At 34.7% G+C, this 25461-nt stretch carries 28 protein-coding genes and 1 pseudogene; 11 read left to right on the top strand and 18 right to left on the bottom strand.

Features of this window, described 5'->3' with window-relative positions:
* Positions 1-5 precede the first annotated feature (5 nt).
* The 3 genes from MVE64_RS20995 to MVE64_RS20985 all read right to left on the bottom strand — a co-directional run bounded on the left by MVE64_RS20995 (position 6) and on the right by MVE64_RS20985 (position 3026).
* Entirely contained in the window at positions 6-1394 is a 1389-nt protein-coding gene (locus MVE64_RS20995) for a sigma-54 interaction domain-containing protein (RefSeq protein ID WP_247341086.1), read from the bottom strand.
* 69 nt (positions 1395-1463) lie between these two features.
* A complete protein-coding gene (locus MVE64_RS20990) occupies positions 1464-2267 on the bottom strand; it encodes an ABC transporter ATP-binding protein (protein WP_247341084.1) in 804 nt (267 codons plus the stop codon).
* Positions 2268-2390: 123 nt separating this feature from the next.
* Positions 2391-3026: a LysE family transporter gene (locus MVE64_RS20985; protein ID WP_247341082.1), complete on the bottom strand. Its 636-nt coding sequence runs from the start codon at positions 3024-3026 to the stop codon at positions 2391-2393.
* A gap of 144 nt (positions 3027-3170) precedes the next feature.
* On the opposite strand from MVE64_RS20985, the gene gvpU reads away from it, so the two are divergent.
* Together gvpU and MVE64_RS20975 are read left to right on the top strand one after the other, a co-directional pair.
* A complete protein-coding gene (gene gvpU, locus MVE64_RS20980) occupies positions 3171-3602 on the top strand; it encodes a gas vesicle accessory protein GvpU (protein ID WP_247341081.1) in 432 nt (143 codons plus the stop codon).
* A 136-nt stretch (positions 3603-3738) separates the two neighbouring features.
* Positions 3739-5096: pseudogene (locus tag MVE64_RS20975) on the top strand (amino acid permease).
* 937 nt (positions 5097-6033) lie between these two features.
* Here the strand turns inward: MVE64_RS20975 and spoIIP are convergent.
* The 6 genes from spoIIP to MVE64_RS20950 all read right to left on the bottom strand — a co-directional run bounded on the left by spoIIP (position 6034) and on the right by MVE64_RS20950 (position 10155).
* Positions 6034-7191: a stage II sporulation protein P gene (gene spoIIP / locus MVE64_RS20970; RefSeq protein WP_247341079.1), complete on the bottom strand. Its 1158-nt coding sequence runs from the start codon at positions 7189-7191 to the stop codon at positions 6034-6036.
* Positions 7192-7306: 115 nt separating this feature from the next.
* On the bottom strand, positions 7307-8203 hold the full coding sequence (locus tag MVE64_RS20965; protein WP_281730406.1) for an MFS transporter: 897 nt from the start codon (positions 8201-8203) through the stop codon (positions 7307-7309).
* Entirely contained in the window at positions 8089-8421 is a 333-nt protein-coding gene (locus tag MVE64_RS28195; protein WP_425594014.1) for an MFS transporter, read from the bottom strand. Before MVE64_RS28195 ends, MVE64_RS20965 begins: the two co-directional genes overlap by 115 nt.
* A gap of 317 nt (positions 8422-8738) precedes the next feature.
* The gene (locus MVE64_RS20960) at positions 8739-9242 is read right to left on the bottom strand and encodes a DinB family protein (RefSeq protein ID WP_247341078.1); all 504 of its coding nucleotides are present in this window, start codon (positions 9240-9242) and stop codon (positions 8739-8741) included.
* Between the two features lie 128 nt (positions 9243-9370).
* Positions 9371-9790: a hypothetical protein gene (locus MVE64_RS20955; RefSeq protein ID WP_247341076.1), complete on the bottom strand. Its 420-nt coding sequence runs from the start codon at positions 9788-9790 to the stop codon at positions 9371-9373.
* A gap of 164 nt (positions 9791-9954) precedes the next feature.
* On the bottom strand, positions 9955-10155 hold the full coding sequence (locus MVE64_RS20950) for a cold-shock protein (RefSeq protein ID WP_098798468.1): 201 nt from the start codon (positions 10153-10155) through the stop codon (positions 9955-9957).
* Between the two features lie 250 nt (positions 10156-10405).
* Here MVE64_RS20950 and MVE64_RS20945 point away from each other — a divergent pair, with 250 nt between their 5' ends.
* Both MVE64_RS20945 and MVE64_RS20940 read left to right on the top strand, forming a co-directional pair.
* Positions 10406-11197 (top strand): Cof-type HAD-IIB family hydrolase, encoded by a 792-nt coding sequence (locus MVE64_RS20945; protein ID WP_247341074.1) that lies wholly within the window; start codon positions 10406-10408, stop codon positions 11195-11197.
* A 34-nt stretch (positions 11198-11231) separates the two neighbouring features.
* Entirely contained in the window at positions 11232-11657 is a 426-nt protein-coding gene (locus tag MVE64_RS20940; RefSeq protein WP_247341072.1) for a DUF1801 domain-containing protein, read from the top strand.
* 85 nt (positions 11658-11742) lie between these two features.
* Here the strand turns inward: MVE64_RS20940 and MVE64_RS20935 are convergent, their stop codons facing one another.
* Complete coding sequence (locus MVE64_RS20935) at positions 11743-12981, bottom strand: PucR family transcriptional regulator (protein WP_247341070.1); 1239 nt, start codon at positions 12979-12981, stop codon at positions 11743-11745.
* A 132-nt stretch (positions 12982-13113) separates the two neighbouring features.
* Positions 13114-14601 (bottom strand): flotillin family protein, encoded by a 1488-nt coding sequence (locus tag MVE64_RS20930; RefSeq protein WP_247341068.1) that lies wholly within the window; start codon positions 14599-14601, stop codon positions 13114-13116.
* A gap of 182 nt (positions 14602-14783) precedes the next feature.
* On the opposite strand from MVE64_RS20930, the gene MVE64_RS20925 reads away from it, so the two are divergent.
* Positions 14784-15527, top strand: coding sequence for a GNAT family N-acetyltransferase (locus MVE64_RS20925; RefSeq protein WP_247341066.1), 744 nt, complete (start codon positions 14784-14786; stop codon positions 15525-15527).
* Between the two features lie 682 nt (positions 15528-16209).
* On the opposite strand, the gene pruA is transcribed toward MVE64_RS20925, so the two are convergent.
* On the bottom strand, positions 16210-17757 hold the full coding sequence (pruA, locus tag MVE64_RS20920; RefSeq protein ID WP_247347174.1) for an L-glutamate gamma-semialdehyde dehydrogenase: 1548 nt from the start codon (positions 17755-17757) through the stop codon (positions 16210-16212).
* The gene (locus MVE64_RS20915) at positions 17757-18701 is read right to left on the bottom strand and encodes a proline dehydrogenase family protein (RefSeq protein WP_281730405.1); all 945 of its coding nucleotides are present in this window, start codon (positions 18699-18701) and stop codon (positions 17757-17759) included. Before MVE64_RS20915 ends, pruA begins: the two co-directional genes overlap by 1 nt.
* Positions 18702-19088: 387 nt before the next feature.
* Between MVE64_RS20915 and MVE64_RS20910 the strand changes: the two genes are divergently transcribed.
* Both MVE64_RS20910 and MVE64_RS20905 read left to right on the top strand, forming a co-directional pair.
* A complete protein-coding gene (locus MVE64_RS20910) occupies positions 19089-19274 on the top strand; it encodes a cytochrome c biogenesis protein ResB (protein WP_247341064.1) in 186 nt (61 codons plus the stop codon).
* Between the two features lie 210 nt (positions 19275-19484).
* Complete coding sequence (locus tag MVE64_RS20905; protein WP_212137303.1) at positions 19485-19664, top strand: hypothetical protein; 180 nt, start codon at positions 19485-19487, stop codon at positions 19662-19664.
* A gap of 76 nt (positions 19665-19740) precedes the next feature.
* Here the strand turns inward: MVE64_RS20905 and MVE64_RS20900 are convergent, their stop codons facing one another.
* The gene (locus MVE64_RS20900; protein ID WP_247341062.1) at positions 19741-20433 is read right to left on the bottom strand and encodes a YesL family protein; all 693 of its coding nucleotides are present in this window, start codon (positions 20431-20433) and stop codon (positions 19741-19743) included.
* Positions 20434-20627: 194 nt separating this feature from the next.
* Between MVE64_RS20900 and MVE64_RS20895 the strand changes: the two genes are divergently transcribed.
* Complete coding sequence (locus tag MVE64_RS20895; protein WP_247341061.1) at positions 20628-20807, top strand: SE1832 family protein; 180 nt, start codon at positions 20628-20630, stop codon at positions 20805-20807.
* 55 nt (positions 20808-20862) lie between these two features.
* On the opposite strand, the gene MVE64_RS20890 is transcribed toward MVE64_RS20895, so the two are convergent.
* Complete coding sequence (locus MVE64_RS20890) at positions 20863-21636, bottom strand: SDR family NAD(P)-dependent oxidoreductase (RefSeq protein WP_247341059.1); 774 nt, start codon at positions 21634-21636, stop codon at positions 20863-20865.
* A 151-nt stretch (positions 21637-21787) separates the two neighbouring features.
* On the opposite strand from MVE64_RS20890, the gene MVE64_RS20885 reads away from it, so the two are divergent.
* The gene (locus MVE64_RS20885; RefSeq protein WP_247341057.1) at positions 21788-23437 is read left to right on the top strand and encodes a coiled-coil domain-containing protein; all 1650 of its coding nucleotides are present in this window, start codon (positions 21788-21790) and stop codon (positions 23435-23437) included.
* On the opposite strand, the gene MVE64_RS20880 is transcribed toward MVE64_RS20885, so the two are convergent.
* Together MVE64_RS20880 and MVE64_RS20875 are read right to left on the bottom strand one after the other, a co-directional pair.
* Positions 23393-23632 (bottom strand): hypothetical protein, encoded by a 240-nt coding sequence (locus MVE64_RS20880; protein ID WP_247341055.1) that lies wholly within the window; start codon positions 23630-23632, stop codon positions 23393-23395. The two genes, MVE64_RS20885 and MVE64_RS20880, sit on opposite strands and share 45 nt — an antisense overlap.
* Positions 23633-23838: 206 nt before the next feature.
* Positions 23839-24087, bottom strand: coding sequence for a hypothetical protein (locus tag MVE64_RS20875; protein WP_247341053.1), 249 nt, complete (start codon positions 24085-24087; stop codon positions 23839-23841).
* Between the two features lie 209 nt (positions 24088-24296).
* Here MVE64_RS20875 and MVE64_RS27555 point away from each other — a divergent pair, with 209 nt between their 5' ends.
* Positions 24297-24428, top strand: coding sequence for a hypothetical protein (locus tag MVE64_RS27555; RefSeq protein WP_281730404.1), 132 nt, complete (start codon positions 24297-24299; stop codon positions 24426-24428).
* Between the two features lie 20 nt (positions 24429-24448).
* Entirely contained in the window at positions 24449-24679 is a 231-nt protein-coding gene (locus tag MVE64_RS20870) for a hypothetical protein (RefSeq protein ID WP_247341051.1), read from the top strand.
* A gap of 70 nt (positions 24680-24749) precedes the next feature.
* On the opposite strand, the gene MVE64_RS20865 is transcribed toward MVE64_RS20870, so the two are convergent.
* Positions 24750-25457 (bottom strand): cytochrome c biogenesis CcdA family protein, encoded by a 708-nt coding sequence (locus MVE64_RS20865; RefSeq protein ID WP_247341049.1) that lies wholly within the window; start codon positions 25455-25457, stop codon positions 24750-24752.
* Positions 25458-25461: the final 4 nt, after the last annotated feature.

Raw genomic sequence — 25461 nt, 5'->3', positions numbered from 1 at the left:
CTCATTTAGTGAATTTTATATTTTTTCATTTTATATTGAAGAGTTTGTCTTGGGAGTTCAAGGAGCTCAGAGGCCTTAAGCACATTTCCATTTGTTTTGTGTAGTGCTTGTTGAATTAAGTCTTTCTCTGTTTTCTCAACAACTTCACGAAAGGATTTTATTACATCCTTTTCAGGAGGAATTTTATCTTTTATAAAGGAGGGTAGATGGTGAATTGTTAATGTATCCTCCTTTTCTACCATGTTCATCGCATATTCAATGACATGCTCAAGCTCTCTAACATTTCCTGGCCAGGAATGACTTTCTAACAGTGATATCACGTTCTCATCAATATGAATCACAAGTTTACCGAAATTGTAGTTATATTTTTGAATAAAATGATGAATCAATAGAGGAATATCTCCCGTTCTTTTTCTTAAAGGAGGAAGTTCAAGAAAGAAAACATTTAGACGATAATATAAATCAGTCCTTAATTGCTTCTTTTCCATACAAATGTAAGGATGCTCGTTCATCGCGACAATAACTCTTACATCTACTGAATATGAATCAACACCTCCCACTCGCCTAATAACTCCATCTTCCAGGACTCGTAATAGCTTTGCTTGAAAATCCAAAGGCATTGTATGAATCTCATCTAAAAACAGCGTTCCACCATGAGCAAGCTCAAATAATCCCGCTCGATCGACCGCCCCTGTGTAACTCCCTTTTTTCGTTCCAAATAAAATACTTTCAAGCAAAGATTCAGGTAAAGAAGAGCAATTTTGAGCAATAAATGGCCCATCTTTTCTAATGGAACCATTATGAATGGCTTGAACCATTAATTCCTTTCCTGTGCCAGTCTCACCATATACCATCACTGGTGAGGTACTATTGGCAGCCTTTTTAGCCAATCTCTTTAGTTCATTTATTTCTTCACAAGCAGTTACAAAATGATCCCACTCATACTTTGCCCCTGAAGTGGATATTGGCTTTGATTGCTGCCCGTTCATTTTTTCCTGAAGTTCAAGAAGCTTTTGAGAAAGGTGTTTGACTTTTGTAAAATCCTTGGCAATTTCAACTGCCCCAACAATGTTATTCCCAACTTTAATAGGTAAAGTAGTATTTACCGTATCAATGAGTTGACCCTTACTATTTTTATAGGTCTGAGATTGCTGATAAATTGAGTTTCCTGTCTCTATGACCTTAAGCAAGGTACTTGTTTGCCTATTTAATGAAGGAAACACCTCAAGAACATGCTTTCCAAGTACTTCCTCCATTTCAACTCCGTCATGTTTAGCAGCTACTTGATTATAAAAAATTGTGATCCCTTCAGAATTAACAGCATGAATACCTTCATCAATACTCTCTAAAATCGCTTCAAGCATTTGTTTCGTTTCAAAGGATTTTAAAAACATTGGAACACTTCCTTTAAAATCGTAAGAGATATAGGCCTTATTTCTATTTTTATTAAGAAAGAGCGAGTACTATTCTGCATCAATGGTTTGAACTTTTCTCCTTAAACTTGCACGTCCTTCATCCCAGATCACTGAAACGTCAGAATCAAAAAGCGCTGAAAGCTTCCCAGCAGATAGCATCTCTTTTGTTTCACCAGAATCGAATACTTCTCCTCTTTTTAATAAAAGAGTATGAGAAAAGATTGGCAAGATCTCTTCAACATGATGAGTAACATAAAGAAGAGTTGGTGCGGATTCCTTTTTCATCATGCCCTCTATTGATTCTAATAGCTGTTCACGTGCAAGAAAATCTAAACCTGTTGTCGGTTCATCTAAAATTAACAGCTCAGGCTCTGACATTAAAGCTCGAGCAATCAAAACTCGTTGCCTTTCTCCCTGTGACAAAGTTTCATATGCTCTATCAGCATAATGTAAACAGCTCAGTTCTTTTAATAGTCCAATCGCTTTTTGTCTCATTTCTTCTGTTGGTTTTTCATAAAGTCCGATTGAAGCAAAAGCACCACTTAATACAATTTCAAATGCAGTGTCTGAAGGATAAAATTTCTGTTGTAGCTTTGTAGATACTAGTCCGATTTTTTGACGAAGTTTCTCCGCTAAATAATCACGACCAAATACCTTCCCTAATACTTTCACATCTCCTTCAGTTGGAAAATAATACGCACAAAGCATATTTAAGAGAGCTGTTTTTCCAGCTCCATTTAGTCCATACAACACCCAATGTTCATGTTTTTTGATTTCCCAGTTTATATCCCTCAAAATCCATTGACCATTTCTTTTAAGTGAAACGTGTTTTAATTCGATTATTGATGTCATCTTTTTCTCCCTTCACCCACATTAGCTTTTTCCTCTTAATAGATTTATTTTAAAAGAAAAAAGCGGTTGAATAAAGGCAACCGCTTTGCTAACTATAATGGTCAAAAAATACTTCCTTCAGGATTAGAAATGAAAGAGTGCTTTAAGCCCTTGATAACCAAAATATAGTCCAAAACCTAGCAATGAAGCACCAGAGATAATTGAGATTACTTTTAAGCTTGTATCATTTAAAAATTTACGGAATCCTGTTGTAAGACCAGCAACAAAAACGTCCCACAATGTTAAACCTACAAAAATCATGCAGCTGTACACCAGCAACTGACTTGTACCGTTCATTTGGATCGTCTTAGCTAATACGGAACCATAAATGCCTAACCAAAACAAAATAGAAAGTGGGCTTGTTATAGACATCATAAACCCGGTAAAAAAGCATTTTGTTAAAGAATCCTTTTTACGACTTATAGTTAGATTGACCTTATTCACACCTAGAATGCTCTCAACACCTGAATAAATAAGAATAAATCCACCAAACAACCAAAGAAAAGTCTGGACAATAGGTATATCTAAAAAATTCACCATACCAAGGTAAACAAAGAGCATAAAAAAAGCATCTGCAATCATACTTCCTGCTCCTACAATCCAAGCATGCCAAAATCCATTTTTAATTCCCTTATCTAATCGAGCAGAATTAACTGGACCAATTGGGGCAGCTAAGGATAATCCTAAAAAAATGTAACTAACTAAAATGCTGATACTCAACGAAACCACACACTCCTTTTTACCGGACTTGTACATTATATGAAGGGAGTTGTCCACTATGATTAAATGTTAAAAAATGGAGTAAGCAAACTCTGGTTTTTAGGGCATGATAACTTTACCAACGGTTATTAGCGAGGTGTTTTTATGGCAAAAGAAAAAGAGCAAGAACAAACGGGTACTGACGATGCAATTATTTTGATGTTTTTAGATCTTGTTGAGCAAGACGGTGTTGAAGTTGATGTTACTTTAAGCGTAAACGGAACTGTTGTCTCAGGAACTCTTATTGGGGCAACTGCCTATTATGAGGGAATCACAGAAGCATCGAAGAATTTCCAAGATAGCACAATGTCAAAAATTATTTCAAAGAAGTTTCATGATTTAAAAGAAGAATATGCAAAGCAGAAACAAGAAGAATCTGATCAAGAGTCCAAAGACAATTCAACTCCTTTCACCTTTATTCATCTTAAAGATGCAAAATATCTAAATACAAACAGTCAAGAAACTCTTAACCGCGGTACATGGTGGAGAGGAAGAATTTCAGCAGTTGATGGCTTTTCCTTCAATTCGCTTGTCTAATTTATATTCCCCTTACTATTGTAAGGGGTTTTTAAATGATGCTTAACCTTCTATTTCTGAAAAGCAGCCGAAACTTTACATAATAAAATCAATTCTTTGAAACCCTAATTATTAGGGAGTTTTAGGAGGGTATTGTATGGCTAAATCTGCAAAGAGCACATCACAAGGCAACATGAAATGGTGGCAGTTATCACTCATTGGAATTGGGTGTACGATTGGAACCGGTTATTTTCTAGGGTCTGGAATTGGGGTTAAAATTGCTGGACCTTCCATCGTTTTTTCCTTTTTATTAGCCGCACTTGGTACTTTTATTGTTTATAACGTTTTAGCAAAAATGACCGCTAAAGACCCGCAGGAAGGCTCATTTTGCTATTATGCTGGAAAAGCATTTGGTAAGTGGGCTGCATTTGGTTGTGGATGGAATTATTGGAGTTCAAATATTCTCGTAATGGGAAGTCAATTAACAGCACTAGCGATTTTGTCACAATTTTGGTTTCCTAATGTTCCTTTATGGATTTTCTCAGCAGGATATGCTGTACTTTCCATCCTTGTTGTCATTTCTGGAACAAGCGGGTTTGATAAAATGGAGGACATTTTTGCTGTTGTAAAGTTTGCTGCTATTCTTATGTTCATCATTCTAGCATTTGCCGCACTCTTTGGATGGATAGGTGGAGGTGACGCAAAACCAACAGGTGTACCTGTCGCACCCAAGGAACTTTTCCCTGATGGTTTTAAAGGCTTTTATGCTTCACTCATTTATGCCTTTTATGCATATGGTGGTATTGAAGTTATTGGATTAAAAGCAATGCAATTAAAGGATAAAAAGGACGCACCAAAAGCGGGATCTTTGATGTTAATAAGCTTAACTACCGTATATGTTTTATCGTTAGGACTCGCCGTTTCACTAGTTGCATTTGATAAATTTAGTGAAAAAGAAAGCCCATTTGTCACAGCTTTATCTGATTTTAATTTGGCCTTTTTCCCACATGTTTTTAATGGCGCCATTATTATCGCTGGTTTTTCTACCATGACAGCCGCTTTATATGGAGTAACAAACCTCCTTGTCACTCTCGCTGATGATGGAGATGCACCAGCTGTATTTTCAAAAAAATTAAAGTTTAAAAGCTTACCCTTACCATCATTAATTCTTGCAACAGTTGGGGCTTTATTGCCTCAATTGTTACTGCTTTATTGTTACCTGGAAAAATTTACGAATACATTACAACAGCAGCAGGAATTTTGTTACTATACAATTGGATCTTTATCATCTGTTCTTCATTTAAACTTCTGAAGCTAAAAGTCTGGAATAAAATTTTGGGATATATCGGGTTGCTTCTTCTTCTCGCTGCTATCAGCGGAACTTTGTTAGAAAAATCAATTCGACCAGGTTTTTATGTAAGTATATTATTTGTTACCATTATCGGGATTGTTTGTTTATTTATGAGAAAGCATTGGAAAAATCCTAAATCTAATAACAAAGTGAAATATTATTGATATTTTGAGGCCTTAATATATTAACGCATGATCCATCACATGTTCAGGTGAAATTAAATTGATGCAAGCGAGAATACTAAGGGTATCGTTGTTTGTGCACAGGGTGTCAGGACAGGAAACGGTCTTAAGTGTTGAGTTCTGTCTGATACTTAGGTTATTGGGACTGGTACGGCTTTTTTGAGTTGATTCCTGTCTCGATACTTAGGGTATCGGGACTGGTACCGCTCTTTTGAGTTGATTCCTGTCTCGATACTTAGGCTATCGGGACTGAAACTGCTCTTTCGAGTTGTTTCCTGTCTCGATACTCGGCCTATCGGGACTGAAACTGCTCTTTTGAGTTGATTCCTGTCTCGATACTTAGGCTATCGAGACTGAAACTGCTCTTTTGAGTTGATTCCTGTCTCGATACTTAGGCTATCGAGACTGGTACGGCTTTTTCGAGGTGATTCCTGTCCCAATACATAGGCTATCGGGACTGGTACCGCTCTTTCCAGTTGATTCCTGTCTCGATACTTAGGCTATCGGGACAGAAACTGCTCTTTCGAGTTGTTTCCTGTCTCGATACTCGGCCTATCGGGACAGAAGATACTCTTTAGATTTGAATCCAGTCTCGATACTCAGGGTATCGAGACTGGAACCACTCTTTCCAGTTGATTCCTGTCTCGATCCTTAGGGTATAGGGACAGAAACCGCTCTTTCCAGTTGTTTCCTGTCTCAATCCTCCGAAATCGGGACCAAGATTCTGCCATAGGACGTAACCCCTGTCTCAATAACAGCAAATCGGACAAACAAATCAAGCCTTCTTCCTTTATCCTTATCCCCCAAATGAGCCATTACCTATTTCTAAATACTCATCTGGTCTATAGTAATACTCTTCTCCATTCCCTTGCCCTTGTCTCTCGAAGAAGCCATGCTTTTACTCCACCTTCCAAAAATGTCATTGTCCCCCCACTTCTTTCGCCTCGTGATTTTCCCAATGATATTCAGTAAGAATATCAGCAAAAACATCAACTGTTCTTTCAAGTTCATCAAGATTGTTATCTACTCCACCAATTTCAATCAACATGGCTTTATTAGATACATCTTGATTGTAAACACCATTGCCCTCACTTTTTGATTTTAAAAATACACCTCGACTAATTCCTGGATATTTTTTTTCGAGGTTCTGATGTAAGGTTTTAGCAAAATCAAGATTTTCTAGATAGTTTTCATTTTCTTTTCCCACAACAAAGTAGATTCTTGCGTAGGTCTCTCCATTTATTGTCTTGGTTGTTATGTTTTTTCTGGCAGAATCACGATGAATATCAATGTAATAAACATATTTGCTTGTTGTTGCAGCAGCTGCTTGATCGACAATTGTTCCAGAAACAGTATATGCCTTCGTTGACTTCCAACCTTTTTGTTGTAGTTCTTTCGTCATATTGGTTTTATCGTGCTCAACACCAATTCCCTTTTTCATTAGATTTTCAGCTAAACGACTGCCAAGGCCGATTACATTTACACGCTCATCTGAACTGATTGCCTCATTTGGCTGTTCAGCTCCCTCTAATAACGGTAAAAATGACTCCCAACTATGGCTCTGATAGATAAACACTGTTTTTTCATCTGGATTCGTTATTTGTTCATCATCTTTGTCTTCTGTTGTTCTTCCCTTTAATTCTTCCTCCACAACTTTTCTTTCCTGAAGTAAAATTTCTGTTGGTGGAGGGGATTCATACGGAATGTTGCTAAGATTTGTTCCTTCACCTGCAACAGCTATCTCTGTATCATATAATCTGAGACCAGGTAATTCATTTCCTAGAAATGTCCTTGCGTCCGTTGGTTTTACACTTGTTGCAAGCTGGATGGCTAAGGTAGATAGATTAGATGTTGTTAATAAGGGGTTTTTAGATTCAGGGTAGAAATAATGATTCTCAAATTGGAGAAAATGAACAAATAACTCTTCTGTGTTAAGTTCACCGATCGTTCTCTGGATCGTTCTTGAATCCACAGTAACATTCATCGAAATCAGAACCCCAATCAAGAAGAACATGAGGAGGATGATTAGAATAGGCACATATACAAGTTTTAAAAGAAATGGTCTTGTCGATTTCACCGTACAACCCCCTTCACTTATATATATGAAGTGAAAATGATTGTATGGCTAATTTTTCTTAACTTTAAACAGCAAAGGCCACTATGTTGTTATTTCACACACAGCGGCCCATCTGTTAACTAACACTTTCCATTTCAGTCTGCTTGAGTTCTGCTTTTTTCTCCTTTTTATAAAAGAAAAGAAAACCAATCAGGCCTAAAAACGATGATCCTGCTAGTAAGAAATATAACGTTGATCCCCCGAAGTTTTCAAAAATAATTCCTCCAACTGAAGATCCGATAATTCCTGTTATACCAAAGGAGATGCCTACAAACACCATATGTCCTGTTGCTTGCAACTCTTCAGGAATGACTTTATATAAGTACTCAAGAGCACCTAAAAAAACGATAGCAAAACAAATTCCATGTAAAACTTGAATACATAAAAGCATCGTTGGATCCTGCGAAAGCGCTGTTAAGATCCAGCGAATACAATAAAGAACTGAGGCGATAATGATATATAAAATCGGGCTGGAAGAGCGAAACCATTTGGCACTTAAGAAAAAGAGAAGTGCTTCACTTGATACACCAATAAACCATATCCAACCAACTAACATTTCGTTTCCACCTATTTCAAACAAATATAAACTAATAAACGAATCACTAGTTCGATGTGTTAGCAAAACTAACGCAATCAAGATGAAAAATGCCGTTAAGGTTGGATCTTTAAAAAACATCCCGATGTCTTTATAGTTCACCTTTTTGCTACCTGCTTTTGCATCAGTCAACGTTAATGAAAGCAAGCAAGTAGAAACTGCAAGAACAGTAATGGGGATGGCTAAAAATCCAATCCCAAACTTGGAAAGTAAAAAGCCGCTAAATAATGAAACAAGGGCAAAACCTATAGACCCCCACATCCTTATTGAGCCAAATGTAACGGAGTGAATCTGAGATTGTCTTTTTGCCAGATTATCAGCCAGAGGATTAACTGGTGAGAAAAAAAGAAAAAGAGAGATCCCGCTATAATAATCCATAAAAAAGAATCAATCTGAAAAAGCCAAATTACACTTACCGAAAATCCTATTAAACAAGAGAATAAAACTTTTTTAACTGTTTTATACTTGTCACTAGCATATCCCCATAGCGGCTGAGCAATCAAGCCGACAAATGGACCAATTGCCAAAAACCAACCAATTTGAGAGCTAGAGAATCCTTTATACTGAAAGTAAATCGGGAGAAAACTAACGACCATTGATCCGATAGCGCTAACAAAAAACATAAATGTTCGTAATGGTACAAGGGAGTTTTGGTTTATCATAAAAAAATCCTTTATGTTTTATTTGCAAGTATGAGATGCTAATATAGTAAGTTTCATACTTACATATCTTAGAAGTATAGTTATCAATTTTTCTATTATAAATCATCTTCTCCAGAAATGTAAGGGTTTCAAACTAGTATTACACAAGAAAAAAACACCAGTAAATAATTACCAGTGTCTCCGCCATTAACTATATTCCTATTCGTTAAACATGATGTTATTCATCGTTTTCACAATTACCTTTTTCAACATTACATCTTCGGCGCTTCCATTCCAAGTGCTGCCCATTCATCTTTTGAAGGTCCATAAACTCCTGAAACATCTATTCCTGCTTGCCGCATAAGTACTGTTAATTGTCCTCGATGATGCGTTTGATGCTGAAGTAAAAATAATAATAATGTTCCAACAGGCATTTTCTGTCCGAAAAATTCAATTATATCCTGCAAGTTATGATCTGACCATTGAGTTTGGATTGCCTCTGTAAATGCCTGAGAAGCCTGCTTATAGCTTTCAGAAATAAAAGTTGAGGATGTTGGTACAGGAAAATCTTCAGCTGGTCCTTCAAATCTTAAATTCGTTTGCGATGAAATAACACGAATGGCTGTCACTATATGCCATGCGACTCTCCCCAATGTCCAGTGATTAGGTGTAATCTCCTGATTAAGTGAATCATCATTTAGCTGATTCAGTAACTTTTGTGTTGAAGTTGCTTCAAATTGCCAAGACATTAAAAAACGTTCTTTTGTTTGAAACATAATGATCCCTCCAATTATACAAACATCCTTAATCAATTCTCTATAAATGAAGAATCACCTGCGTATTTTTCTAAAAATGTAAATAAATTACAAATCAACAAGGAATGTAACTTCATAAATACATATAACTATTCACCTTTTTCTGTAGCTCGAATCGCTTCCTTTTCTTTTAAGTAGTTTAGGTAATTCGTTTTATCTTCTAATTCACGCTCTAAGTAACCCATGTACGCGAATAATAAGCTAATATCCTTAGATAACTCATTATCCTTATCTCGGACATATTTTTCTTTTATCTTTTTAACCTCTTTTTTTACAATCCACCGCTCTTGATTAACCCCTTCTTCTACTACGTCAAAACCTTCCACATCTGCTGACGAAATAAGCTCAATCCCCATAAAGCGTTTCACAGGGTTTTCTTCATGCTTATTAATCATATAAACAAACTTTTCTGATTCGAGTTCTAAAAGTGCGTCAGGGTGAATTTTTATTGACTTTGGGATTACATCTTGATTTACAATAAATTCTTTTAATTGATCAACCATCTTCATTACTAAGCCCCCATTTCTATGAATGTCGATAAATTGATGATTAGTACAAACCTATTCAAAGGCTGTTTAAAAAAGTACCGAATCAAAATAGGAGCTTACAACGAAAAAAGTCTAAAATAAAAACAGACCCTAAACTAGGGCCTGTTAGATGGTTTTAGTTGGTTTTATATTTTTTGAACGTTAGCAGCTTGAGGACCTCTGTTACCTTGTTCAATGTCAAAAGTAACTTCTTGTCCTTCATCTAAGCTCTTATAACCTTCTCCTTGAATTGAAGAGAAGTGAACAAATACGTCATCTCCACCTTCAACTTCAATAAATCCAAAACCTTTTTCTGAGTTAAACCATTTTACTTTTCCTTGTGCCATTAAAAATTTCCTCCTAAATCAATCAAAACATGTTTGATGATAATTTCGGTTATTATTATTACCCGCTGGAAAAAAATTAAACATATTTATAAAATATTTTTTAAAAAGGTAAAAACCACATAAAATTATAGTTAAATTTTTATTCACCCGTTTTTTCTATGATAAAATAATTACTTGAAGAAACTGGATTAAAAACTCACTTACACTTATTAATGGGGTACACTTTATAAAACTGAGATGGAGATGAAAAATGACAAATTATAAAATTTTGTTTTTAGACATTGATGGTACACTGCTAAGACCTGATGACACAATTGAGGATTCTTCAAAAAAAGCTATAGCTGAAGTGAAGAAAAAAGGAATTGAAGTATTCCTTGCAACAGGTCGCCCTTTACATGAAATATCACATATTGCAGAGGAATTAAATATTGAATCATTTATTGGCTACAATGGAGCGTATGCCATTCATAAGGGTGAGGATATTTTTCGAGAACCAATGCTAAGCTCAACTGTTGAAAAATATGTTGATATTGCCAAAAACAATGAGCATGAGCTTGTTTTGTATACTCATGAGGAGAATATTTTCTCAGACTTAGAAAGTCCAATCGTTAAAGAATTTATTTCAGCTTTTCACCTACATAAAAATAATTCCTATTCACTTGATGTAATTGATAAAATTTTAGGAATCACTCTTATTAATTTAAGTGAAAATGAACCAGCATTATATGAAAAGGAAGATCCTTCGATTCATTTATCACAAGTCAATGTTGATGGATTACGTCATTGCTATGATGTGATTCGTGATAACGTAAATAAAGGGATTGCAGTTCAGAATATCCTAGAGCTACTCTCTCTTCCAACAGAAGCTGCCATTGCTTTCGGTGATGGAATGAATGACAAGGAAATGCTAGAGCTTGTTGGGGAAGGGTTTGCTATGGGGAATGGACATCCAGATCTTTTTCAATACGCAAAATATAAAACAACAAAAGTAACAAACTCAGGTATATACAACGGTTTAAAATCACTTGGCCTTGTTGACTAAGCTGTATTTCTAATTGTTTTTAGGAGGAGCTGCTTTGTACGAACAAAAAACAAAAGAAAATGATAAAAGTGTCATTGAATATATTGAAAGCGTTGAAAGTCCGAAAAAACGTGAAGACGCCTACAAATTATTAGATATTTTTTCAGATGTATCAGGCTATCAGGCAAAAATGTGGGGACCAAGTATTATTGGGTTTGGAAAGTATCACTATAAATATCCCACTGGTCATGAAGGTGATGCACCCCTTGTTGGCTTTTCTCCACGAAAAGCCAAAATAAGCTTGTATTTTGCAACAGGTGATACCGAACGTGAGAAGTTATTAGAAAAATTCGGTAAGCACACTAGTGGAAAAGCTTGTGTTTATATTAATAAACTGGCGGATATTGATACAGAAGTTTTAGAGGAGTTAATTACTCAATCAATCAATTTTTTGAGGAGAACTTATCCTGATCAAGAGTAACCAAACAAAACCAAACCTTTCATCGATTGATATAATGGTTTGGTTTTTGCTTTATATTGTATTGAATATAAATTTTGAAGCTGCCTTATCTAGGTTGCTTTTTATTTAACATCAAATCAAGATATAGCTGACACTTTTGATTAAAATCTGAAAAATCAATCGTTGTTAACTCTGCAATTTGTTTCATTCGATAATTTAACGTATTTGGATGAATAAACATTTGTTCTGCAGTCGGCTTTAATTTACAGTTATTCACAAGATAGTACTCAAGAGTTTTGACTAGCTCTGTTTGGCTTTCTTTATCTTTTCGTTGAAGAATCTGCAGATTTTTATTTGTATAGCTCATACTCTTATTTTTTTCGTTTATCACATCAAGATAGCGAAAAATACCAATTTTATCATGTTCATACGGAACATTCTCCTGTGTTCCAAGTTTTTCAGCAATCGAAACAACTTCCAGCGCTTCTTTGTAACTTGTTTGAAGCAATGTAATTGGTTGATATTCATTGCCGATTCCAATAAAAATGTCAGAATATCGCTTCTCATCAAAGTTTGATAACAGGTTTTCAATAATATTTAAGGCAGCTTCTACCGGTGAGTATTTAAGGGAATAGCAACCAACGATAATAACTATATTCGTCCGATCAACTAACACATGGCTTGTATTATCTTTTAAATTTAAATAGGATCGAATGGTTTCTTTTAATTCTTCTACAAGCTCCTCATCAGCATGAATGGCATTCACAACCATAACACTGAAAATGGACGGCAAAACGATATCTAACTGTGTGGCCTCCCATCTAAGCTCCTTCTCACTAACAAAGTCACCATTAATAATCTGACGGAAAACATGTTCGATTTTCTCAGCTTTTTGTTGTTTTAATTTATTTTTCTTATAAATCATCTTTCCAACATGAAAGGAAGCATCGTATAAAAAGGTTAACTGTTCATCAGTTAATGGGTCCTCTATCTCTTGTATCCAAATGTATCCCATAATCGTTCCTTTGTATTTTGCACTTACAACAACGCGTTGATTTAAACCTATCTCTTTCATCTCGTGAATTCTAAAAGGATGTTCATTTGTTTTTAATTTGTCAATAATTCCTGTCTCGACGAATCTTTCAAAAATATTTAATGGACATTTTTTTGCAAAAATCGTTTGCTGATTTGCTGAATCAAAATGATCCACATAATAGGAATTATAAGCAAGTAAGAAAAAATGATCACTCTCAAGAATAACAGGCTTTTTTAAACCATTGCTTATACCGTCCACAATTTCGTGTAAATCAGATAAAGATAACACACGCTCTAATAGCTCATCCATATGAAAACTCCTACTCATTGTTTCTTTACCATTATGATACTGTGTCAGTACAGACTTGTATAGATTCTTTGTAGGAAATGTAGCAAGGTTTTTATAAATAAAAAAGCGGACATCCAAGAGTCCGCTTTTTACTTATTTCTCATCATCATCTTCTACTACTGTAACCATGTCACTGCCGTTATCTCGTTTTGCTTCTTGAAAGGTAATATGATTATCTGTACGATTTGTTCGAGTTGCATATGATTTTAACAATTCTCCCATATCAATCCCTGTCATTTCTTTTAATGGTTCTTGGATATCCACCATTGTTTTTGTAATGCTTTTACCAAATGAAGAAACACCGTGACCGTTACCTGAATCAATAATTTTAACAGAATCAATATTCGTTAAAGGCTGTGCAATTTTCTCTGCAAATACTGGTAACATTTCTATTAATTTTTCAGTGATAATCACATCACCGTGTTTTTCCATTGCTTCAGCTAACAGCTTACGTGCCTCTGCTTCTGCTTTACCACGCTCACGAATAACATCCGCTTCAGCAGATCCTTCTTCACGGCGAATCCTCGCTTTTGCTTCTCCATCAATTTCAGATTTTCGTGCCTCGGCTTCTGCTTTACGTGTTGTTTCATAGTATTCGGCATCAGCTTTTGTTTTACGAACTTTACTTTCTTCTTCCTCAAGCTTAACGGCACGTTCACGTTCTAAAAATTTAAGTGTTAATTCTTCTTCCTTCACCTCTTTAGCGAGCTTTGCTCTTTCCAATTCATAAGATTGCTCTGATTTAGCTCTTGCACGCTCAGTTTCCTCTTTGAAGGCAGCATCTTTAATATCTTTTTCCTTCTTCGATTCAGCAATTGCGATCTGGCGCTTGTATTCTTCCTCTTTCGCCTCTTGATCTGTCTGTGCTCTATGAATTCGTGTTTCACGCTCACTATTAGCCTCGGCGATTTCTGCTAATTTACGAACCTCAGCAATACGAGGTCTTCCTAGGTTTTCTAAATATCCATTTTCCTCATCAGCATCACGTAAATCTGTTAACCCTAGTGAAGTAATTTTAAAGCCCATTAAATCTAATTGTTTTTGAGCCACTTCAGAAACATCATGATTAAATTTTTCACGATCACTGTTAATATCCTCAACCGTCATTTTTGAAAGTATCGCACGTAAATTACTTCCAAGTACCTCAATAATTTCTGCTTCAATTTCTTCCTGTTCTTTTCCCAAAAACTGTTCAGCATAGTTGGCAATACCATTCAACGTATCTGCCACTTTCACCATGGCAACAGCATCTGCTACAATCGGTACGCCACCATTTGTGTATACTCTTGGTGTTGATAGCTTTAACTGAAACGAAGTAAGGTTAACAGGTGTAGCTGTTTGGAATCGTCTAAGCCTGTAACCGCCACCTCTGATAATTTTCATAGAACGTCCTTCTTGATCAGCAAATATATTCGTTTCTTTCTCAGGATCACCTAGTTTAGGACCAGTAATAATAAGTGCTTGATTTGACCTGGCTGTTCGATAACGGATTTTCACCCAAAAGAAATAACCTACTCCAGCTATGGCTGCTACAATTAACAATGGAATGAAAATAACGATAACACCAAAGAAACCTGACATATGTTTTCCCTCCGTATGTTTTGATAATGTAAATTTTAATGATCCCACGTGGGAAATGACCATTTCTATTTACAATCTGTATAATAAAACGTAACTAGTTATGTTCATTAAGTAATACGAACGAAGTAGACGAAAGTTTCACGAAATTAAAAATTCTCTAACTTTACTATAGGAGGTGTATAATGTCATTTTCACACGATACTGGTAGTGAAATTCTCCCCGTTTTTGCTCATTCTGTTCTAGACGAGTTGATTAAAGGCGAGATTATACAACAAAATAATTGTTCCTTAATCAGTACAAGTTCAGGCATATTCGTTGTGTCTGGAGAGCCTGATATTGATTTTTTTAAACATACAATTCTCCCTATCTATGAAAATAAAAAACAAAAGAATGAACGATTTACGTTATTTTCTTCTTCTCCAGAATGGGATAAGTTATTAACAAATAAAGCAACGAATGAATTTAAGCAATATAAGCGATTTTCTTACTTTTTTAACACACAGAGATATTCATCACTAAAATTAGATGAGCTAAGGGATGGATATGAGGTAAGAAGGTTTAATGAAGACGCTATGAACAGGAGTCTTGAGTTTAATGAGGTTTATATAAAAGAATACTGGGGTTCGGTGTCTCGTTTTCTACAACATGGATTTGGATATTTCATTTCATATAAAGATAAAATTGTAAGTGAGAGTATATCAATATTTACGTCTGAGAACTACGCGGAAATTGATGTGGCCACTTCTTCAAACTTTAGTGGAATGGGATTAGCCACACATGTTTCAGCTGCTTTTATTAAGCATTGCCTGGAACACGATAAAGTACCACGTTGGGATTGTGATATACATAATTTAGGCTCCATATATCTGGCTCAAAAATTAGGGTTTGAGAACCCAAGAATGTATTCAATCTTTGTTAAAAGGTGAGCATTTAAACTGAAACAAGAGAAAGCAGAAACTTCTAAGGAGATCCGTTTCCTATCTCAAAACGCAATATTTCTAGGAAAACACAAATCAAAATGTAATCTCTTTTCACTGTAAAATGAAGGGCAATTTCTAAAACATTAAAAATAACAAGGGTTTCTATCTTGCTATCCTATTCCGGTTTCATCTTTGAGAAGGTATGAGAATAGACGGAGAATTTCCTGTTATTATGTATTGGGAAGCTTAAAAAGCAAGAATAAGCGGAAATATTCCGTTTAACTGCTCTAGATAAGGCAAAAACAAGCGATTTGGATAGAATAAGCGTAATATTTCCCCTTATTTTTAATGAAATATGGGGAATTTGCCGATTTAGCCGGAATTTCTCCGTTTAATTTTTTCCATAACATTGAACCACAACATTCAAGCCAAACCTATATCTTCTGTATATCAATTTGTAAGTAAAAATGAAGTATATTTTGCTGAGTTACACTGTCTATTGTATCCCACATTTTAAAAACAAATTGCACTACAACTCCTCCAAAAGTTGTTGTTGAAATCCCTTTAAATCAACTAAAAATGACCTCCAAATTACAATTCAATTTGAAGGTCATTTTGCAATACATCTTATAGGTTAGGGATAGTTAACGGAACCAGTTAAGAAACTTTACCGGTTTCTCCCCCTTTATTATAACATCTCACTAATTGTTTTTGCCTGCATATGAAGAGCCAAGTAATCAGGTCCACCAGCTTTTGAGTCAGTTCCTGACATTTTAAAGCCTCCAAATGGGTGGTAACCAACAATTGCTCCTGTACAATTACGATTAAAGTAAAGATTTCCTACATGAAATTCATGTTTTGCACGTTCAATATGTTTTCTGTTTCTAGTAATAATAGCACCTGTTAAACCGTATTCTGTATTATTAGCAATTTCAAGAGCTTCGTCGAAGTTTTTAGCTTTAGCAAATGCTACAACCGGTCCAAAAATCTCTTCTTGCATAATTCTTGCATTAGGATCAAGATCCGCAAAAATGGTAGGTTCAATATAGTACCCTTTTGAATCATCACCATTTCCACCACTTACTAAGCGACCTTCTTCTTTTCCAATGGAGATATAGTCCATGATTTTTTCAAATGAACCTTGATCAATAACCGGCCCCATGTAAGTATCCGCACTTTCTGGATTTCCAGTTACTTTACTTTCTGTAATCTCAATAACACGTTGAAGGACTTCATCATATACATCCTCATGAACAACTGCACGAGAGCCTGCTGAACATTTTTGTCCTGCAAAACCAAATGCCGAAGCGAAAATGGATTGAGCAGCTAATTCAATATCACAATCATTATCTACTACAACTGTGTCCTTACCACCCATTTCAGCAATCACTCGTTTTAAGTGCATTTGACCTGGTTGAACTTTTGCAGCGCGTTCAAAAATACGTGTTCCTACTTCCCGTGAGCCAGTAAATGTAATGATACTTGTTTTTGGGTGATCAACTAGATAGTCACCTACTTCAGCTCCACTACCAGGAACAAAGTTCACAACTCCTTTTGGCAATCCAGCTTCTTCAAGTACTTCAACAAATCGAGCAGCAATAACAGGTGTTGCACTTGCAGGTTTTAATACAACTGTATTTCCAGTTACAATCGGTGCAACTGTTGTACCAGCCATAATCGCAAATAAGAAGTTCCAAGGTGGAATGACAACAGTTACGCCTGTTGGGGTATAAATATATTTATTACTTTCACCTTCACGGCTGTTAACTGGCTTTCCTTTTGCTAGTTCAGTCATTTGTCGACCATAATATTCTAAGAAGTCAATCGCTTCAGCTGTATCGGCATCAGCCTCATTCCAAGGCTTCCCAGCTTCTTTGACCAACAATGCTGAAAAGTCATGCTTTTTACGACGAATAATGGCAGCTGCACGGAATAAAATATTAGCTCTTTCTTCCGGATTCCAGTATCTCCACTCTTTGAACGCTTCATCTGCTGCCTGGATTGCCATTTCTGCATGCTCTTGTGTAGCCTTCGATACTTTACCAACAACTTCTTCTTTGTTTGCCGGGTTGTATGAGACAATTTTCGCTTCAGTTGTTATTCTTTCTCCATTAATAACAAGTGGGTACTCTTTTCCCATGATTTCCTGCACGTTTTCCAAGGCTTTTTCAAAAGCTACTCGGTTTTCCTCAAGTGAAAAATCAGTAAATGGTTCGTGTTTGTATGGTGTTGTCATCATTCATCGTCTCCTTTATTTGAAAGTTTATTTTTAGTCATTCCTTTAAGTGCAAAGGCAATATTGGCTGGACGCTCAGCAAGTCGTCTCATAAAATATCCATACCAGTCGCGTCCATATGGTACATACACACGCATGTTATAGCCTTCTTTAACTAGTTCTCTTTGTGTTGTGGAACGCATTCCATAAAGCATTTGAAATTCAAAAGAATGTTTAGGAATGTTGTATTCAGCTACTAATCTCTTTGTGTACTCAATAATGGCATCATCATGAGTGGCAATTCCTGCATAATTTCCATTTAATAGATGTTTTTTGATTATTTTTTTGTAATTATTATCAACATCCTCTTTTTCAGGAAATGCCACTTTTGGAGATTCTTTATATGCACCCTTTACAAGACGTAAAAAGGGTTGATAACTGTTTAATTCATCTAAGTCTTTCTCGGTTCGGTACAAGTATGCTTGTAAAACAGTACTTATATAGTGATAATCCTTTTTTAGATCTTTGAAGATTGATAGTGTATCTTGACAACGTTGTTCATCTTCCATATCAATTGTTACCATCACTTTATTCTTTTCAGCGGATTCCATTATTTTCATCATATTCTCATAAACTAGATCTTTAGAAATATCTAATCCGAGTGAAGTGAGTTTTAATGAAACATGAGAATCTAACTGCTGAGCAACAATTGTTTCGATTGTTTGAATACATTCTTCTGTACGTTCTTTTGCTACCGTTTCACTTCTAACAAACTCACCTAAGTGATCAACTGTAACCGATAATCCTTCATTATTTAATTCTTTAATAAATTTAATGGAGCTTGGAAAATCCATTCCTCCAACAATCTTTCCAGAGGCAATAGTAGCACCCCAATTCTGAGCGGCACGATTTAACGTTTTGTTGTTAGATAAATATAAAAATAGATCTCTTGTAATAACTGACACTTTTAACACCTCCATTAAGAAAGAAGCAAGTAAGAGTTTGTTTCTATACAAATATTTTACGATTTCACAGCGGATTTCCACAATGTAGCGTAAATACAAAGATTTCATTACCTCGTTGTGTAAAACATACAACCCATAGGAAAACGTTTACAAAACAGTACATCAACTATCCGCTATATTTATACACTTCCACGGTTTTAGATAAGTTAAACAAGCTAAGAGAAATTCACTCATTACTTTATGTCAAAGAAAAGCCTTAATAGTTAACATTTGAGTTAAATCTATAAAAGCAGAGCTTTACCAAAATAAAAGTTAAAAGAAGCATGTCTCAGGTAAGATTTATAGTATGATATAAAAATAAGTGTATTGAGGCGAGGAGGACTAAAAGTGAAATTAGCCATCTTTCTAGTGATTATTATTGGGGTAATCTCCTTAATAGGAACAATTTTAATAGGTGGCAAAGGTGATAAAGATTATGATGAGAAAACAAAATCAAATATTTCTCGTTTATCATGGATTTATATTCTTCTAGGTATCGCTATCATTATTGCCTTTGCCATATACTTAAAATAATGAATATAATACTTATTTCATTCTTCTTAGTTTAAATGTGAACAAATTAAGAAGAATTTTTTTTATAGGTAAAAAGGAAGGGTTCATTAGGTTGACAATTCCTTTTAAACGGATTAAAATGAAAGCGTATACAACATATTAGAATAATAATTGAAACCGATTTCACATATTTGTAAAGAATGAGTATTAACATCAAAGGAGAGTACAGAAATGAAACAGTTTGTTTTTTTAATTGACCTAGGAGAAGATAAAAGAGAATATAAAATTGCTGCATCAGGTATGACGGAGGCAGTTGCTAAAATAAAAGAAGTTAAAAATCAGTTAAAACAAGAGAATTATTCAAAGTTTAAAATTCAATTCAAAGGTGTTATTTATGAAAACGCTTCCTGATATTTGGATGCATCGTTAAATCGCTACAACTACCAAAAGAAAGAGATCGTCCATGTGACGATCTCTTTCTTTTGGTTTATTTTTGAGCTTCTGAAGTCTTATCCTGTATTTTCTCAAGTTTATGAAAATATGCAGCAAATGATACATACGCTATAAGTGTTCCCATGAAAAATGGGATAAGGAATGTAAAAACTCCAATGCTCATATAAAGAATAATTGCACTAGATACTAACACCATTAAATTAATTAATGGATAAACCATAGTGAGAAAGAATGAATTCTTAATACTTGTAAATAGCTTTAACTCGGTATGCACAGTGTTAGAGAAGAAAAACACTGTCATTAAAAATAAAAATAAGAAGCCTACTAAAAAAAACGAGCTTATAATAATATTCATTTTAGCAAAGAAGAAAAAATCCGCTCCCCATACTACCCAGATAAAGGTTAAAATAATTCCCCCTGTTAAGCTTCTCATATAGTTTTCTTTATAAAACAACCAATACGATTTTAGTAAGGGTACATCAAGATCTCCCATCACCCATTTACGAACTACACCAAACATAGCCGTTGTTGCAGGGAAAAAGATAAAAGGTGCCAACACTGCAATAGTTAATAAAAACAAGAACAACGACGATTGATCTGTAGCAAAAAGAATAGAGAAAAGTAAATAACAAATTGGTAGATTAAACAAAATCCAAAGTATATTAATAACGGACAAACGCATTACCCATTCAAACACACGATTTAGTCCACCCATTAAACCACTCATCAGCAACATCCCACTTTCACATTTAGTACTAATTTTATTATACCACTTATCTGTATCCGATTACATCTGTGGGAAATTGCTTTCTATCATAAAAATAAATATTTTATATCCGATTAATTGCTACCACTTTGTCATTCTTACTTCTTTTCGTTACACTATTCATTAAGAAACGATGATAAAGGAGATGCAAACAAATGAATGCACTAGAGGTACAGCAGAAAATTGACGAACTAAAAATGGAATATATTCGAGTACAAGGTGACATTGAAAAACTCGAGTCAACAGGTCATTCAACAGAAAAGCTTGAAGCTAGATTAGAAGAAATAGAGTTAACTATAACAGAATATCGTACACAACTAACAAAACAATCCTGATATAGGGGGGATCCCCCTATATCAGTCTGTAAGATCTTAAATCTTTCGCTTGTGATTAAAAGCCGTTAATTGTCATACCGCCGTCAACAAACAATGTTTGACCACTTATGTAGCTTGAAGCATCTGATGCTAGAAATACTGCCGGACCTACCAATTCAGGAAGTTGGCCTATTCGTTTTAATGGTGTAACAGCTAATATGTCTTTTACATATTCTTCATTTGAAAGTAATTCCTTAGTTAGCGGTGTTTCAAAGTACCATGGCCCGATAGAATTAACATTTATATGATATTTCCCCCATTCAAACGCAAGTATTTTTGTCATTTGAATCATCGCAGCCTTTGTAGCTCCATAAGCCACTCCTGTTCGTAAAGCGATCTTTCCTGCAACAGAGGAGATATTAATAATTCGTCCCCCTTCACCATGCTCCTTCATAAGAGCACCGATTTCACGAGACATAAAAAAGGCAGATTTTATATTCGTATTCATGATTTTGTCCCACTCATCTTCTGTTACATTTAATGCTTCAGTACGGATATTCATCCCGGCATTATTAACCAAAATATCTATTTTTATGTTTTCTTGTTTGATTTTTTCGATAGCTTCAGAAATATCTGATGGTTTCGTAACATCCGTTACAATTGGCAATGCTGTTCTACCCATATCAGATATGATCGTTTCCACTTCATTAAGCTCTTTTTCCGTACGAGATAATAATACTAGATTAGCTCCAGCTTCTGCAAAACCAATAGCAAGAGCTCTCCCTATTCCTCTGCCGGCTCCAGTAATAACAGCTGTTTTATTAGATAAGTTGAATGATGGTAAATACATCTACAGTCACCCCAAAAACATTTAGTTATCTAAATTGTAACCTTAACATGTCCTTAAGCCAAATTTTACATCTAATTTCTTAGTGACATGCACCTTATGAGAAAAACACCCATATATTAAGAATCATAAGTAGATAAAGGGAGGGAAGATATTGTCTACTAACGCTTTTATCAAAAAAGATGTGTATCCCCAAGTATTTGTAAATCCCAAATTAGAACATATGAATGTGAATCAACGTTTATATTACTCAAATAAAGTTCTTAAACATATTGAAACACAAGAAGAAAAGAACGGTGAGTTAGAAAAAGCCCAAGGAGAATTATTTTGTGAGTTTAACAATCTAACATTAAAAAACAAAAGATTAATGAGTGATTTTTATCAGCATGTGTCAAAGCAAGCGAACTTCACCGACTGGATTACCCAAAAAGTGAAGGAACAAGCTACCCTTCATTCTGAGCTAGTTGATAAACAAAATTCACAAAGTCATGAGATACATTCCATTGCACAAAATGTTTCTAGTCTTTCTTCTACTCAAACAAATCAGGCAAATCAACTAACCAGTCAAAATCAGGAACTAAAAAAAGTAAAGGAAAATGTTACAAGCCTAGATGAGTTACAAGCCAAATACTCAAAACAATTGTCCGAAAATATCGTTCAAACAGATGATCTTAAAAACCAAGTTATACAACAAGACAAAGATAATGAAACCCTTTTTCAAGAACAAAAAAATCTTAATCGTTTACTTTCAACTCAGCAAAAACAAATAGATGATCACTATCATGTGCTCTCTAATCAAATAGATGAGCAAAACCGTTTCGTTAAAAGTGAGTTAGACAAACATAGAAATGTACATGACCAACTGAATCAGCAGTTGGCTAACCAAGATAAAATAAACGAAGACGCAGACCAGCAATTTAACAAGCTTAACGATCAGTTACTTGTTCAGAATAAAATAAATGAAGAAGTTACTTCTTCATTACACGATCATGAACAAAAAATAATCAACTTTTTAGACCGCATGTCTCAACAAGAAGCTTTATACCAACTTCTTCATGCTAAATTGTTGGATGTAGATGAGCATCATAATCAACTGTATCAGCTACTAAACGAACATGAAACTAGTATGACAAAGATAGATCAACATTTACTAGGTCATGATCATGTTCACAAAAACCTATATGAAGAACTCTTTTTTCAAAAAGAAGAACTACTTTATCAAGTGAAAAAGTATGAAGATATGTACAATGATCTTCATACTAATATGAAGAAGAAAATAAAAGCTTTAAAACGTCACATCACAAAAACAGTTGCACTGAATATTGCGATGTTTAACTCCTCTACAGAACAGAAAACTCAATACGATCTCTCTACTTCAGCTAATGATGATGATAAAAAATATGGAGAATTAATTCAAAAATTAAATGATCAAGTTAAAGAGAATGTTGACCTTAAAAGAGAGCTTGGTAAAACTAACTATAACGGGCCATTTGTAGAATTATTTAAAGGCCTTCCTTCTAATTTTCCAATTAATTCTATACTGATTAATGGAAAAAATGTAGATGTTACTAGATTTTTAAATATAAGCTTAGAAGGTAGTATTGCTCATTTTACGGATGAATTGCAGGTTAAGACGTTTGATTGTAATAAAATAGATGGTGTACATTGGGGAAAAGAAACATTGGATGCTGAAATTTCAAAGATTATAATTAAATCACCAAAAAGGGAGCGATATTCAGCGATATCGCTCCCCTTAAGATTACTCTTCGTCAGCGTCTGGAGCTTCAGCTGGTCCGAAGCATAATCCGGCAATGTTATCAGTATCAAATACACAAACTTGACAGTCCGCACCGACAAAGTATGCACAACAATCACATACATTTGAGAAAGTAGTAACAGGTACTAATGACCCGTTTCTCAAGTAAACTCCTCCTACTCCATAGCCTGGAGGAAGCTTTTTAAGAATATCCTCGATACAACCTTTTTTGTAATCTGACATGACAATTTCCCCTTCCGTTTATATTTCCTCTGATTTTTCAGAGTTAATATACTATATGAAGAAGACATATCATTGTATAGACTAGTATAATAGATTCTTAAAAAGGGCATTTTTAATAGGATGATAGACTATTTAAATTAAAAAAGGTACATTTTATATGCACCCTTTCATAACAATATTCAATTCAATATTAAACCTTCTCTTAACTAAAAATCTTCAAAATCATCGTCATCATCTACTAGTTCTCCAAAAGAAATACCATCAATTTTTTCAGCATCAAAAATAACCACTTGACCATCAACATTTATAAAATAAGCTAAGCACTTCTCATAATCAATATTTGAAAAAGCCCATACCTCAACAGGAACCCCATTTAAATAGATCATATTAACAGGATAATTTGGAGGTATCGTTGTTAATAGGTCTTTAAGACATTTATTATCTTTTCCATCCATGCTTTTCCCTCATTTCAACATATTTTCATTTCCCTACCAAGAGATAATATAGGATATTAAACTAGTGCCCTATCTGCATGGACGTATAACCATTTAATGGAAAGTGATTAGCCTATTTTTACTAGATAAGACAGGTGTATTAGTCATTTTATTATTTACTTACATAACCTAAATATGAACATTTTAAGATAGAAGGAGGAAATAGTTATATGTACAATGATGAATTTAAGGAGTTAAAAAGTTTAATCATCATCTTCCGAATAGATGCTGTTGTTCTTGTCATGATGATTCATTCTATGATGAAGATATTCATCGTGAATTCCATACTAGGGAAATATTAAGCAATGAATTCTCATATCGTTTGCGAAAGCTTATCGATAAAGAAATAACAATTGAAATGTTTTCTGGTGAAAAAGTAGAAAAAATAAGAGCACAACTTGATTTTGTTGGTTCTGACTTTATAGAGGTATGTTTAATAAAAGACTCTAACAAGCCTTCTAAAGAATGGGAATACTATAAACAACCTAAAGAAAAAGATGAAATGAACAAAAGAATCATCCCTATTACTACTGTTAAATGCATTAATCTTTAAAATTATTAGATTAACAGAATAACTCAGTTACTAGACCCGATTATAGGAAAAGTAACTGAGTTTTCCTTTTTTAGAATCCTGTAAACCCTTTATAAACATGTTCTATTAGAAAGCTAGTTAGCTTTGTTATCAAATCAAAAAACAAAAGAAATCCCATTACAATCATGATAAGACCCGAAATTTTCATAAGCTTTTGACTATACCTTCTTAAAATTTTTGATTTTTCCACAAAAAAGGACATAACCAAAAAGGGAAGTGAAAATCCTAGCATATAAGCAATCATTAACAGTAAACCTGTACCAGTATAGAGACCAAAAGCAATGACAGAAGCGAGAATTGGACCCACACATGGAGTCCACCCTGCAGCATATCCTATTCCTAGCAGTACTGAACCCCCATAACCAGATGGTCTTCTTTTTACCTTTATTTTCTTTTCGTTTAGCAGTGCCTTTGGTTTTAGGATGCCGATTGTTACAAAGCCAAAAAAAATAATAAAAACAGCACCTAATTGTCTGATAAAATCCTGATATTCAATAAATAACTGACTAATTAAAGTGGTGGACAACCCTAAAACAATAAAAATAATTGAGAAGCCTACTAAAAACGATATGGTATGAAAAAATATAAGACGTTGAGTCCTCTTTTCACCTTCCTTTAACTCTCTAACTGACAAACCAGTTATATACGACAAAAAGGCTGGATATAAAGGAAGACAGCAAGGCGAAAGAAAGGATAATAAGCCAGCTCCAAAGGCCAATAAGAGATTCACATCAACCATCGAA

It is taken from the genome of Metabacillus endolithicus (assembly GCF_023078335.1).
GTDB classification, from domain to species: Bacteria; Bacillota; Bacilli; order Bacillales; family Bacillaceae; genus Metabacillus; species Metabacillus endolithicus.
The sequence above is the reverse complement of the archived record's forward strand: the minus strand, read 5'-3'. Positions and strand labels throughout refer to the sequence as shown.

Excerpts from the sequence above, each read along its gene's own strand:
- MVE64_RS20900 (WP_247341062.1), bottom strand. The coding sequence starts at position 20,433 with ATGAGTGGTTTAATGGGTGGACTAAATCGTGTGTTTGAATGGGTAATG.
- MVE64_RS20995 (WP_247341086.1), bottom strand. The coding sequence starts at position 1,394 with ATGTTTTTAAAATCCTTTGAAACGAAACAAATGCTTGAAGCGATTTTA.
- MVE64_RS20925 (WP_247341066.1), top strand. The coding sequence starts at position 14,784 with ATGTCATTTTCACACGATACTGGTAGTGAAATTCTCCCCGTTTTTGCT.
- gvpU (WP_247341081.1), top strand. The coding sequence starts at position 3,171 with ATGGCAAAAGAAAAAGAGCAAGAACAAACGGGTACTGACGATGCAATT.
- MVE64_RS20880 (WP_247341055.1), bottom strand. The coding sequence starts at position 23,632 with ATGTCAGATTACAAAAAAGGTTGTATCGAGGATATTCTTAAAAAGCTT.
- MVE64_RS20865 (WP_247341049.1), bottom strand. The coding sequence starts at position 25,457 with ATGGTTGATGTGAATCTCTTATTGGCCTTTGGAGCTGGCTTATTATCC.
- MVE64_RS20875 (WP_247341053.1), bottom strand. The coding sequence starts at position 24,087 with ATGGATGGAAAAGATAATAAATGTCTTAAAGACCTATTAACAACGATA.
- MVE64_RS20990 (WP_247341084.1), bottom strand. The coding sequence starts at position 2,267 with ATGACATCAATAATCGAATTAAAACACGTTTCACTTAAAAGAAATGGT.
- MVE64_RS20935 (WP_247341070.1), bottom strand. The coding sequence starts at position 12,981 with ATGGATGAGCTATTAGAGCGTGTGTTATCTTTATCTGATTTACACGAA.
- pruA (WP_247347174.1), bottom strand. The coding sequence starts at position 17,757 with ATGACAACACCATACAAACACGAACCATTTACTGATTTTTCACTTGAG.
- MVE64_RS20945 (WP_247341074.1), top strand. The coding sequence starts at position 10,406 with ATGACAAATTATAAAATTTTGTTTTTAGACATTGATGGTACACTGCTA.
- MVE64_RS27555 (WP_281730404.1), top strand. The coding sequence starts at position 24,297 with ATGTACAATGATGAATTTAAGGAGTTAAAAAGTTTAATCATCATCTTC.
- MVE64_RS28195 (WP_425594014.1), bottom strand. The coding sequence starts at position 8,421 with ATGGTCGTTAGTTTTCTCCCGATTTACTTTCAGTATAAAGGATTCTCT.
- MVE64_RS20890 (WP_247341059.1), bottom strand. The coding sequence starts at position 21,636 with ATGTATTTACCATCATTCAACTTATCTAATAAAACAGCTGTTATTACT.
- MVE64_RS20895 (WP_247341061.1), top strand. The coding sequence starts at position 20,628 with ATGAATGCACTAGAGGTACAGCAGAAAATTGACGAACTAAAAATGGAA.
- MVE64_RS20905 (WP_212137303.1), top strand. The coding sequence starts at position 19,485 with ATGAAACAGTTTGTTTTTTTAATTGACCTAGGAGAAGATAAAAGAGAA.
- MVE64_RS20965 (WP_281730406.1), bottom strand. The coding sequence starts at position 8,203 with ATGGATTATTATAGCGGGATCTCTCTTTTTCTTTTTTTCTCACCAGTT.
- MVE64_RS20955 (WP_247341076.1), bottom strand. The coding sequence starts at position 9,790 with ATGAAGATGGTTGATCAATTAAAAGAATTTATTGTAAATCAAGATGTA.
- MVE64_RS20960 (WP_247341078.1), bottom strand. The coding sequence starts at position 9,242 with ATGTTTCAAACAAAAGAACGTTTTTTAATGTCTTGGCAATTTGAAGCA.
- MVE64_RS20950 (WP_098798468.1), bottom strand. The coding sequence starts at position 10,155 with ATGGCACAAGGAAAAGTAAAATGGTTTAACTCAGAAAAAGGTTTTGGA.
- MVE64_RS20930 (WP_247341068.1), bottom strand. The coding sequence starts at position 14,601 with ATGTCAGGTTTCTTTGGTGTTATCGTTATTTTCATTCCATTGTTAATT.